Consider the following 11,920-nt stretch of genomic DNA (forward strand, 5'->3'; position numbering starts at 1 on the left):
GCTATTGTATTTAATATACGGCTCTTGTATAATACTTTTGAAAAATATGAAAATGCTTACATATTTAGAAATAAAAAATTTACGTTTATAAACGGAGGGTATTTTTTAATGAAGAAATTTATGGACAAGGATTTCCTCTTACAGAGCGAAACCGCCAAGACACTTTACCACGACTACGCAGCGAAAGTACCTGTACTTGATTATCACTGCCACATCAATCCCAGAGAAATCGCTGAGGACAAGCACTTTGAGAACATTACACAGGTTTGGCTCGGCGGAGACCACTATAAATGGCGTCTCATGAGATCTTTCGGTATTGAAGAGAAATACATCACAGGTGATGCTTCCGACAAAGAGAAGTTCCTTGCTTTTGCAAAGTGCCTCGGAAAATCAGTCGGACACCCTATCTTCCACTGGGCACACCTTGAGCTCAAAAAATACTTCGGCTATGACGGAGTTCTCAATGAGAGCACAGCTGAGGAAGTTTACGACATCTGCAACAAAGTACTTCAGGCTCCCGATATGGGCGCAAGAAAGCTCATCAAGATGTCAAATGTAACACTCATCTGTACAACAGACGATCCTGTTGATACACTTGAATGGCATGATATGATAAAGAATGACGAGACATTCGATGTTAAGGTTCTTCCCGCTTGGCGTCCCGACAAAGCTAAGAACATCATCAAGCCCGAATTTGCTTCATATATCAATCAGTTATCTGAAGTAAGCGGCGTTAAGATTGATTCATTCAAGGCTTTGAAAGAAGCTCTTAAGGTTAGACACGATTACTTCGAGCAGAAGGGATGCAACGTTGCAGACTTCGCTCTTGAGTACGTTATGTACAAGCCTGTTTCTGAAGAAAAAATCGAGGAAATCTTCGCTAAGAAGATGAACGGCGGAGAAGTTACTTACGAAGAGTACCTTCAGTACCAGACAGCATTCATGCTCTTTGAGGGTGAGGAATGTGCTAAGAGAGATTGGGTTATCCAGCTCCACTTCGGATGCAAGCGTGACAACAACACAGCTATGTTTAATAAGATCGGTCCCGACACAGGATTTGATGCTATTGATGCTTACTATCCTATGGGCGAACTTGCAGACTTCCTTGATGCACTTAATTCAAAGGATGCTCTTCCCAAGACGATCATTTATAGCCTTAACCCCAACGATCTTATGATCATCAACACTATGCTCAACTGCTTCAATCAGGCTCCTACAGTTGCCAAGATTCAGCAGGGAAGCGCATGGTGGTTCAATGATACTAAGCTCGGCATGGAGCAGCACTTAAAGGCAGTTGCAGAATCAAGTAACCTTTCAGGTTTCGTAGGAATGCTCACAGATTCAAGAAGCTTTACTTCTTACACAAGACACGAGTACTTCCGCAGAATCCTTTGCAACTTCCTTGGATCACTTGTTGAAAACGGCGAATATCCTGCAGAGTGCATCGATACACTCGGACAGATTGCCGCTGATATTTCATATAACAATGCAGTTAGATACTTCAAATTTCCTTTAGAAACGAGATAAGTATGAGCAACCAAATGACTATTTACGACATATCCAAAAAAGCCGGAGTTTCAATCGCTACAGTTTCCCGTGTACTCAACGGAAGCTCTAACGTTAAGCCCCGCACCCGAAAAAAGGTACTGGATATAATTGAACAATGCGGATACAAGCCAAATGCGTTCGCAAGAGGACTCGGTCTCAATTCAATGAAGACCGTTGGTATTCTTTGCGCCGATGCATCCGATCTGTATCTTGCAAAGGCAATTTACTACATTGAGCAGAACCTTAGAGAAAATGGTTACAATTCAGTATTATGCTGTACCGGTTACGAGATTCCATCTCGTAAGAAATGCCTTAATCTCCTACTCTCTCAGCATGTAGACAGCGTAATAATGGTCGGTTCTAACTTTATCATGAACAATGCTGAAGATAACCAGTATGTTATTGAGGGAGCTGCTTCAGTACCTATCATGCTTCTCAATGCAGACTTTGATTGCCCCAATGTATATTGCACACTCTGCGATGACTACAAGGCAACTCAGGATGCTACGGAATGCATGCTTGATGCAGGAATAAAGAATATTCTGTATCTCTACAACAGCACAACATATTCCGGTTTAAAGAAGCTTGCCGGATTCCAGAATGCACTCTTAACACATGACATTCCTCTCAGGAAGGAATATCAGCAATGCTTCCCCGGAAGTCGTGAGGACATCGACGGGGTAAGGGATTTTGTCGACAAGCTTTACAAAGAAGGTCTTACGTTCGACGGAATTGTTACGAGTGAGGATTTCCTTGCTATCGGTGCCATGAATTTTGCGAAAGCAAATAAGATCGATGTGCCGAACAAGCTTCAGATTGTAGGATATAACAATTCTATCCTGGCTCACTGTTCAGAACCCAACATCTCTTCTATCGACAATCGTCTTGAAGATATGTGTATTCAGCTTGTCAAAACACTTATCGGAACTCTCAGTCAGAATGAGATGCCTCAGAAGACAATCTTCTCGGGCGAGCTCATCAAGAGGGGATCGACAAACTTCTAAATGTAGAATGGGGCTATGCCGTGATTTACGGTATTGCCCTTTATGTATACTTTCCATGCGGGACTTCGGTTATTTTTTGGTTGTCTGCGCAGTGATTTTCATTAATTTATAAAAACAGGAGATGCTTCCTTTCACGTTGTTCAGAGAAGTCAGCATCTCCTGTTTTCATAAATTTTGAAAATCATCTTGCTTGTACAAATAAAAAATAACCGAGGTCCCGCATGGAAAGTATATTATGAATCTCATACGGAAATTATTCTGCTCAGAATCCCGTCTAATTATATAACCCTCTAAGCATACTTTTTCATAAGAATAAGATACTCGGTAGTACCGTCTTCAAGCTTCTTTTCTCCTGTCGCTTTGAAGCCATGCCTTTCATAGAAGCGTATTGCTTTTTCATTCTTTTGAAGCGCCCAGAGATAGTCTGCATTGTGTTCATTTATAGCATATTCCAGCAATTGCGAGCCTATAGAGCCATTTTGAAGAACAGGCTCTACAAATAACCGCGCTATATAAGCGCCTTCAATCTTTATGAAGCCCTTAATCACCCCATCATCATATACATACAAGCCATCGATACCTGTTTCATATTCCTTCATGAGAGTGGGAACTTGCAGTTCGTCAAAATAATACTCATCTGATTTAAATATAGGATAAAAGAACAATCGATAATTGAAGACCTGTATTTCTGCTATACGTACCAAATCATTTATTGTTGCTTTTCTTATCATGATAATCAATTTCCCTTTACAAGCTTGAATTTGCATTCCTCTTTACTCACATGTATATCCCGGCTTCTTATAAAGGTTATTCAATTCTGGAGCAATATGCTTATCCCAAACTTTTTCCTTCCACTCTTCTTCAGGTACATCTGTAATTGCAACAGATACGCTAGACGTCTTGCAGCCTAATGTTTCAGCCACAACATCAGCTATTCTTTCAGCACACTGTTCTTTCTGTTCGTCTGTTCTTCCTGAAAAACACTCTATCTCAATATGCGGCATAATATTCCCCCTACAAACTCCGATTTGTCAACGCACTTTATCTGTTAATCCAAAAACAAGCCACTAATCCCACGCAAACAAAAGAAGGAATAAAAAGAATCCTTCGTATCTTCTTGCTTCCAAGTTGAATGTATAAATACCCTAAAAAATTTGCAATGAAAAGAGGTAATAGCCCAATAGTTAATGCCATCCCTCCTCGTTCCCAATCTTTCATTGGTAGCATTGCATCGGGATAAGCTACTACATCGCTTCCAGAAACAAATAAAAAACCAAAATAAAATAGACAAGCGCAAGCACATACATTCAATATGATTAACATAAAATTAGTTATCTTTTTCAAATTCAATTCCTCTAAATCCGCTTTTTATCTACTAATTTCATATGCATATAATCATAAGTTTCGAGGCTCATTTAATACTATTTCACCTTCGAAAACATCTTCTATGTCTTTCTTGCTTGATGCGCTTTGGGCAATATAAGAGCTTTGGCTTTTATTATCATTACCATAATATTCTATTTTGGCTCTTTTTTCTCCGAAAACACCTGCTATATTCATTAGATGCATCCCCCCTATGAAGAATCCGTTGTCAAATACTTTTTCCTACATAGATTTTATCGGCATCCACAGATAACTATTTTACTAGAAAAACTATTTTATCTGTGCAATCAATCATTTGTGATGATTCCGCCACCGAGGACGATGTCGCCGTCGTAGAGAACTGCGGATTGGCCGGCGGTAATAGCGCGCTGAGGTTCGTCGAAAGTAATCTTGGCTTTGCCGTCACTGAGAACTTCGAGGGTTGCAGGTTGCTCTTTATGGCGGTAGCGGATTTTGGCGCTACAACGCATTGGTTCAGCCGGAACATCACCTGTGATCCAGTGGAAGTCGCGGATTATGAGTTCTTTCTCGAAGAGGTCTTTGTTGTCGGCAAGGATGACTCTGTTATTTTTTACGTCTAGTTGCTTTACATAAAGTCTTCTGTCGGCAGGAATTCCGAGACCGCGGCGCTGGCCGATTGTGTAGTTTATGATACCTTCGTGTGTTCCGAGGACGTTTCCTTCGGTGTCTACGAAGTCACCTTTTTCGTACTCTTTGTCTCTATAACGTCTTATCATTGCGGCATAGTCGCCGTCGGGGACAAAGCAGATGTCCTGGCTCTCGCTCTTGTGCGATGTTACAAACTGCTTCTCCTCTGCAATTGCTCTTACTTCGTTCTTTGTATATTCTCCGAGTGGGAAGAATGTATGCGCGAGCTGTTCCTGTGTAAGATCGTAGAGAACGTAGCTCTGGTCTTTGTTGGGATCTTTGGCTTTGAGAAGGTAGTACTTGCCGTCTCTTTCCTCGATTCGCGCATAGTGTCCCGTTACGATATATTCGTAGCCAAGTTCTTTGGCCTTGTTGTAGAGGCTGTCAAACTTAAGGTATCTGTTGCATCTGATACAAGGGTTTGGCGTCTCACCATTTTCGTAGCTGCAGATGAATGGCTCAATAACTTTCTCTCTGAATTCAGCTTCGTAATGGTAGATATTATATGGGATTCCAATCTTCTCGCAGACTGCTCTCGCATCCTGAGTATCGTTAAGGCTGCAGCAGGTTCCAAAGAGATCTTCACCAATAACGTCATTTTCATATAACCTCATGGTGCATCCCATGCAATCATAACCTCTGTCCGCAATAAGTGCAGCCGCAACACTGCTATCCACACCGCCACTCATCGCTATTAAAGCCTTCTTATTTGATTCATTATTTAAAACATTTTCTGACATAAAAACTCCTATTACTACAGCCAACAAATAAATCTTTTCTAACTTGGAACAATCTTAGCTTCTGCAAGACACGAATACACATAATCCATATCCATGCTCTGCCTTATTGTATCTGCAAGTATATCATACTGGCTCTCCTTGAATTCTTCATAAGAAAATTTCTCTGAATCCGATTTGCCCAGGGCTTTCAATATACATGCAGCAACATTCCCCTTATCAAAAAGGCCGTGTACATAGCTTCCATAGACATTCTTTCCGTTACTGACTACAAAGCTTCCGGTATCTGCATCTCCGCCGGCTCCTGTGCCTACTTGAGCCGCTCCGCATTTGGCACTCTCGCCCATGTGAATCTCATAGCCCGAAATCTCCACTTCTTTAAGTGATTCAAATACCCCTTTCGGAAAAGAAATCTTAGCATCAATCTGCTTTCTGACCTTTTCCTCCCTAATCTGCGTATCGATATCAAGAAGCTCCATTCCTCTGATTGCGGAACCGATTCCGCTTTCGGCACCGGAAGGATCGATTATCTTATTCCCAAGCATCTGGAAACCTCCGCAGATTCCGAATACGGGCTTTTTCATTGAATATCGTTTTATCGCTGCTTCAAGGCCCGATTCCCTAAGCCATTTAAGATCGGCTATAGTATTCTTGCTTCCGGGTAGGAAGATAATATCGGGGTCTCCAAGATTGTATACAGAATCAACGTATCTTACAACCGCATTACCGAGAGCGTCAAAGCAGTTAAAGTCTGTAAAATTGGAAATCCTGGGATACCTTATAACGACGATATCCGCTGCATTTCCGCTAACTTCCGCTTTTGCTTTGTCATTAAACTTATCGGTAAGTGAATCCTCGTCATCAACTTTGATGTTCATATATGGGATAACTCCGGCCGTCTTAATGCCTGTTTTCTCAGTAATCATATCAATTCCTGAATCAAGCAAAGAAACATCGCCTCTGAATTTATTGATCACAAAGCCTTTTATCCTGTCTCTCTCCTCATCTTCAAGAAGCATTGTTGTTCCAAAGAGCTGGGCAAAAACTCCGCCCCTGTCTATATCACCGACAAGAATAACAGGTGCATCGACCATCCTGGCCATTCCCATATTTACGATATCATTTTCTTTTAGGTTTATTTCTGCGGGGCTTCCCGCACCTTCTATCACGATGATATCAGCTTTTTTACTAAGCTGTTCGAATGCCTTGATTATATCGGGAACAAGCTTTTTCTTATATGCAAAGTATTCGCGGGCACTCATATTTCCGATCACTTCGCCGTTTACGATAACCTGAGAACCCACGTCACTTGTAGGTTTTAACAGAATCGGATTCATGCAGACCAAAGGTTCAATGCCTGCGCACTCCGCCTGCATAACCTGTGCTCGTCCCATCTCAAGTCCTTCCGAAGTGATAAAGGAATTAAGCGCCATATTCTGAGATTTGAAGGGTGCTGCCACATAGCCGTCCTGCCTGAATATTCTGCACAAGCCGGCTACAAGAAGGCTTTTTCCCGCCCCCGACATAGTTCCCTGAACCATGATTACTTTTGCCATATTTTTATCCTATAAAAAAAGCTTTTTATTGAAAAAAGAGCCGCTCGCGACTCTTTTTCCTAAACTATTATAAACTAAAGAATAATATACTATCAACCCAATTCGGATGTGCAATGAGGGCATCTTGTTGCCTCAATGTTGATCTCAGATTTGCAACGAGGGCAGATCTTTGTTGTAGCTGGTTCCTCTGCCTTCTCTTTTTCAAACTTGGCACTTACTGAGTTCATTACCTTAACAAGTGCGAAGATTACGATTGCCATCAAAAGGAAATTGATAACAACGGTGATAAATGTTCCGTAGTTAAGTGTTACGGCTCCTGCTTCTTTTGCCGCTTCAAGTGTTACATACGAGTTGCCGTCAAGGCATACAAACATATTGTTGAAATCAATGCCGCCTGTGATAATACTGATTACCGGCATGATTATGTCATCAACAAGAGATGAAATAATCTTCTGAAATGCTCCACCAATAATTACACCGACTGCCATGTCGAGAACATTGCCGCGCATAATAAATTCGCGGAATTCATTTGCAAGACCTTTGCCTTTACTTGTAACTGATTTAACTTTGTCTGTCATGCTTTTTCTCCCCTTATCAATATGAAATTGTATTGTTATCATTCACGCATGAACAATAACAATCTGCCAACAATACACAGAGATTATACCACATTTTCCCAATAATAAAACAGGCTCACAGAGTAAAATCCATGAGCCTGTCCGTATTATATTCTATCTTTATCAGGTCAAATATTATTAACTGTTTTTTCTGTTTTTAGTATCGCTTTTCTTTTTGGTATCTTTCTTACTTTTAGTGTCTTTACTTCCGTCTTTGTTCTTTTTCAGATTACCAAATAGTTTATCGAGGAAATTTTTATCTTTAGCGTCCTTTCCCCGACTCCCTTCTACCATCACGATAGTCTTCATCGGAGTACTCGTCTCCGTAGCCACCATCGTATCCGGATTCATCCTCGTTATCAGTTACACTCTCCTGTTTGTCATACTTATCAGGATTAGCGATGTGCTCCTCATGCACAAACCAAGCAATATTGTTTAGTAGCATCACGACCACGCAAATTGCAAGCGCGATCAACATTCTTCTGTTGCCTCTTTCAAGCCTTGACAATGTTGCCTCATGGACAACGTAGGGTACATTTTCATTCATAATCTTCTTATCATCCATTTCTTCATTTTTCCTCCAGGATGTATTATATCACTCGGAAGAAAAAAACTCATTAATATTAGCCCATAAAGATAAAATTAACCATATAACGTACCGGCTTTTACAGTTTTTAGTGACGCAAACGCACTGTTTTTCTGCGTTATAACGCTCACGATTTTGTAAGCTTGCAGATGTTTGCTGTAAACTCCGATCCACCGGGCATATCAGCAATAATCTCTTTATCGCTCACAATTACGGCGTGATTTAACACGATTCCTGCAACGTCGGGACTCATTCCCGATTCGGGGAAATCTACAACCTTCACTGCTTTGCCGGCCTTGCTGTCATATCCGTAAAGCGCCTCGGTGTCTGCCGCATAGAAATCATAGCCTTCGCCCGAGAAGAAATCATAATAATTGTCATTAAACACTCCGAGCGGATCGCTGAGTTTCTTATTATCAAGATCGACCTTGTAGCACATATATCCCTCGCCTTCGACTCTGTATATCGAAGCAAAAAGCTGATCGTCCGCTCCTTTAAAGAGAGTGCAATATCCCTCATATGAATCGCCGAAATCTCCGCGCTCCATAACAGTGCTAAGACCGCTGTTCTCATCAAATTTCATGATTCCTTTTGTAGTATTGAACAAAAGACCGTTCTTCTGAGTCCAGACAAGACCATTGACACTAAAGGTTTCTTCTCCCGAAAAAGCATCAATGATATCTTTATTAAGCACTTCTTTTCCTGTAGTATCGAACTTCACAAGAAAAGCCTTGCTTACCTTGTAAGAAATATCTTCTGCGCCTTCTTCGGTTGCAGGTACTGAATCTCCGACGCTTGCATCATCATTCTCGCCATCTCCGTTAGCCTCTGGGCTTCCGTCATTTTCACCGGCGTGAGCAACACCTTCCTCGTCCTCTGCGCTTCCTTTTTCTTCGGAGAATTCCTGATATTGCATATAGAGATTTCCATCTTTGTCAGCAGTAAAAAGAGCTGACATACTGTTTCCGTCGCCTGCAATATCAAAAGATTTTATATCGGATCCGTCAGGTTTAAAAGAAACACATCTGCGTTTTCCGTCTTGCCCGTGAGCTACGGCAATTACCCTTCCGCTTTCATAATCAAAGAATTCCAGATACTCACCTTCTTTGGTGATTCCGTCAAGATTTGCCTGTTTAAAAATACCGCTGTTCTCCGCCTGCTGTGGAGCTTTTTCCTCCAAAACAGTCATACCGTCGGCTGCTTTTTTTCCGCATCCCGTAAAAGCTGTAGCACATAAAGCCGATGCAAGGATGCCAGTTACAACTTTTTTTGATAGTTTTTCTTTTCTCATACACTTATCTCCACTTTTAATCTTTATTATAGCATAGGAGGATACGCAAATAGCGCGCACCCTCCTATAAAATCAGCTATTCTCATTAATGTATACATTAACTCTGTTCTGAATTATCTCAGCAACCTGTTCTGCTGTTTTCTGTCCGGCAAAGAAAGCGGCGCTCTCTTCATTAACTATGTTCTCTATATCATCATTACGAAATGTCCTAAGATTGACAGAAAGAACATAATCCTCAAATTTCTGAATTTCTTCCTGAGACAAAGGCTGTTTTTTCACTTTATCATTTGTCCACCATGAATAAAAATATGCATCATCCGAGTTTTCATCAACCTCTTTTGCCGCTTCCTGAAGTCCTGCTTCAAACACCGCTTTATTGGAAGAAAACTCATAAGAATTCATTTTTTCATCAGGATTAAACAGATCCCTTAAAACGCTGTAAACACTGTCAAGGTGCTCTGACTTACTGCTCACAGCAAAAACCGTAGGATAAACTGCCGATGAATCTTTTCCATCAATATTGGGGAATCCTACAAAAGAAAAGTCTTCCCTATACATTGCCTGTTTTAATCTGGTGTAATCCTCTATATTGTAAATACCTGTGCGATAGAACAGTCCCTTATCCTCAGCATATAGCTTTTCATAGTCAACATACTCAGCGCCTTCATCAGGCTCTTCCGGGAAGTTCTTTGCAAAATTAAGAAGTTCGATAAAATCGGCACTGTTAAAATTACACTTCTTATTTTTCCGGTCGATAAATCTGTCACCGTCAAAGTACAAAGCGTCTGATAATACAGTTGTTTTATAAGGATATCCACCAAAAGCGGTAGCATAATCAATATTCTTACTCTTAATAAGATCATCGCATTCCTTATATGTAAATCCGTCTTTTCCGTTAGTATACTTAGATCTTATAGCATATGTCTGAATGCCGAATGAAGGTATTACAGTATAATACTTTCCGTCATACTTCATCATCTCCGCTATATTGGGAAGTAGCTCAATATCTCCCAATGCTCCGCCTTCTTCAAACGCAGGTGTAAGATCAAGGAACACACCTTTATTTATATACTTCTCGGCACCGTTATCAAGATTGGAAACCTCGATAAGATCCGGAACATTACCTGATGTGATATCAAGATTAAACTGCTTTTCTCCGCCATCTTCCGCGTCAGGATAAAGCTTGCTGTAATCAAGTATCTTGATTGAATATTCATCACTTGTTCTGTTAAAGTTCATAATAGCGTTTCCGACACGGGGATCGACATACAAACTTCCGAAAGTAACCTGAACTTTATCCTTTACATCCTCGGGATTGACCTTGGTAAGTCTTACTATCCGGCCAAAACCGTTGGCATCATCAACACTTGCAACAATCTCTTTCTCACTGAGTGCCACTGCATAATATATAGAATTCCAAGATCCGGAACCAACGCCTGAATCATTGTAATCAAGAAGCTTTGTGAGCTTTCCCGATTTGCATTCATATCCATAGATTCCGTTATTGTCTGAAGCATAGAAGTCATAGCCTTCACCGCTAAAATAATTATAATAGTTATCTTCAGCGAATCCTTTTAAAGCTTCTCCAAGCTTCTTTTTATCAAGATCAATCAAATGCATTTCACGGCCTTTTTCTCCGTAATATTCTATAAAAATCTGATTGTCCTGCCCTTTTACAAAAGTTGCTCCCGCATAATATTCGCCAAGCTCTTTTGCATCCACAAGTATGCTAAAGCCGTTTGGATCGTCATAAGTCTGAATTCCCTTTGCAGTACCACAGATAAGACCATATTTATCATTCCACATCATAGTGCCAAGGCCATAATCTTCTTCTGAAAGGAGCTTAGAAAGATCTTTCCTGTAAATTTCTTTTCCTGTGCTGTCGCATTTTACTAAGAAGTCGCCATTATTTTCTACGGAATCGCCTTCTGAATCATCTGTTTCTTCGGCGTCTTCGGAGCTTCCCGTACCGGCTGCATCTTCGGCAATTCCATCTGAAGTTTCTGCTGCAGTGCTCTCTGCATCATTTTCTTCACCCTCAGCAGATGTTTCATTTGCAGCTGCAGTTTCTCCATCTGCAGAAGATCCATTATTTGAAGAATCGGATGAAGAATAAAGCACATTTCCATCCCCTTCATCTGTTCCTTGGAAAAACTCATAATAAAAATTCCCTTCATTATCAAAGGCGTGCTGCGAAATATAATCGTTCTTTCCAAGAGGAAGTTCTGTTCTCTGAATATCCGATCCGTCGGGATTAAAAGAAACACAAGCAGCACTTCCATTTGATGACTGGGTTACTACTTTAATCTTGCCGCCTACGCTGTCTACAGAAAGAACATATTCTTCATCTTCAAGAACACCTTCAATATCTTCCGGCTTAAAGATACAGTTCTTATCAACCTTTTTGGCTTCTTCCAATACTGCTTGTGCACTCTTTTTCTTGCCACATCCCGTAAAGGAAGTAACGCACAATGAAAGAATCAAACCGTAACAAACAGTCCTTTTAAGGCAACTTCTTTTTCTCATTTGTTCTTACTCCATAATGCTAAA

At 40.8% G+C, this 11,920-nt stretch carries 12 protein-coding genes; 2 read left to right on the forward strand and 10 right to left on the reverse strand.

Annotation, left to right across the window (positions count from 1 at the left end):
- Positions 1 to 108: 108 nt before the first annotated feature.
- Both uxaC and BM398_RS01670 read left to right on the forward strand, forming a co-directional pair.
- Complete coding sequence (uxaC, locus tag BM398_RS01665) at positions 109 to 1,527, forward strand: glucuronate isomerase (protein WP_092336137.1); 1,419 nt, start codon at positions 109 to 111, stop codon at positions 1,525 to 1,527.
- 2 nt (positions 1,528 to 1,529) lie between these two features.
- Positions 1,530 to 2,552, forward strand: a complete 1,023-nt coding sequence (locus BM398_RS01670) for a LacI family DNA-binding transcriptional regulator (protein ID WP_242949737.1) — start codon at positions 1,530 to 1,532, stop codon at positions 2,550 to 2,552.
- Between the two features lie 290 nt (positions 2,553 to 2,842).
- Here the strand turns inward: BM398_RS01670 and BM398_RS01675 are convergent, their stop codons facing one another.
- From BM398_RS01675 to BM398_RS01715, 10 genes are all read right to left on the reverse strand, one after another.
- A complete protein-coding gene (locus BM398_RS01675; protein ID WP_330390511.1) occupies positions 2,843 to 3,283 on the reverse strand; it encodes a GNAT family N-acetyltransferase in 441 nt (146 codons plus the stop codon).
- Between the two features lie 42 nt (positions 3,284 to 3,325).
- A complete protein-coding gene (pptA, locus tag BM398_RS01680) occupies positions 3,326 to 3,580 on the reverse strand; it encodes a tautomerase PptA (RefSeq protein WP_255367627.1) in 255 nt (84 codons plus the stop codon).
- A 13-nt stretch (positions 3,581 to 3,593) separates the two neighbouring features.
- Positions 3,594 to 3,896, reverse strand: a complete 303-nt coding sequence (locus BM398_RS01685; protein WP_092336139.1) for a hypothetical protein — start codon at positions 3,894 to 3,896, stop codon at positions 3,594 to 3,596.
- 51 nt (positions 3,897 to 3,947) lie between these two features.
- Positions 3,948 to 4,112, reverse strand: coding sequence for a hypothetical protein (locus tag BM398_RS17060; protein WP_175531792.1), 165 nt, complete (start codon positions 4,110 to 4,112; stop codon positions 3,948 to 3,950).
- Positions 4,113 to 4,222: 110 nt separating this feature from the next.
- Entirely contained in the window at positions 4,223 to 5,323 is a 1,101-nt protein-coding gene (mnmA, locus tag BM398_RS01690; protein ID WP_092336140.1) for a tRNA 2-thiouridine(34) synthase MnmA, read from the reverse strand.
- Positions 5,324 to 5,361: 38 nt separating this feature from the next.
- Positions 5,362 to 6,876, reverse strand: coding sequence for a cobyric acid synthase (locus tag BM398_RS01695; RefSeq protein ID WP_092336141.1), 1,515 nt, complete (start codon positions 6,874 to 6,876; stop codon positions 5,362 to 5,364).
- Positions 6,877 to 6,968: 92 nt separating this feature from the next.
- Positions 6,969 to 7,454 carry a large conductance mechanosensitive channel protein MscL gene (gene mscL, locus BM398_RS01700; RefSeq protein WP_092336142.1) on the reverse strand — a complete coding sequence of 162 codons (486 nt, stop codon included), beginning with the start codon at positions 7,452 to 7,454 and terminating at the stop codon, positions 6,969 to 6,971.
- Between the two features lie 301 nt (positions 7,455 to 7,755).
- Positions 7,756 to 8,058: a hypothetical protein gene (locus BM398_RS01705; RefSeq protein ID WP_092336143.1), complete on the reverse strand. Its 303-nt coding sequence runs from the start codon at positions 8,056 to 8,058 to the stop codon at positions 7,756 to 7,758.
- Between the two features lie 148 nt (positions 8,059 to 8,206).
- The gene (locus BM398_RS01710) at positions 8,207 to 9,370 is read right to left on the reverse strand and encodes a hypothetical protein (protein ID WP_092336144.1); all 1,164 of its coding nucleotides are present in this window, start codon (positions 9,368 to 9,370) and stop codon (positions 8,207 to 8,209) included.
- A 72-nt stretch (positions 9,371 to 9,442) separates the two neighbouring features.
- Positions 9,443 to 11,896 carry an ABC transporter substrate-binding protein gene (locus BM398_RS01715; protein ID WP_092336145.1) on the reverse strand — a complete coding sequence of 818 codons (2,454 nt, stop codon included), beginning with the start codon at positions 11,894 to 11,896 and terminating at the stop codon, positions 9,443 to 9,445.
- Between the last annotated feature and the right edge of the window lie 24 nt (positions 11,897 to 11,920).

Source organism: Butyrivibrio sp. M55 (assembly GCF_900116865.1).
GTDB lineage: Bacteria > Bacillota > Clostridia > Lachnospirales > Lachnospiraceae > Butyrivibrio.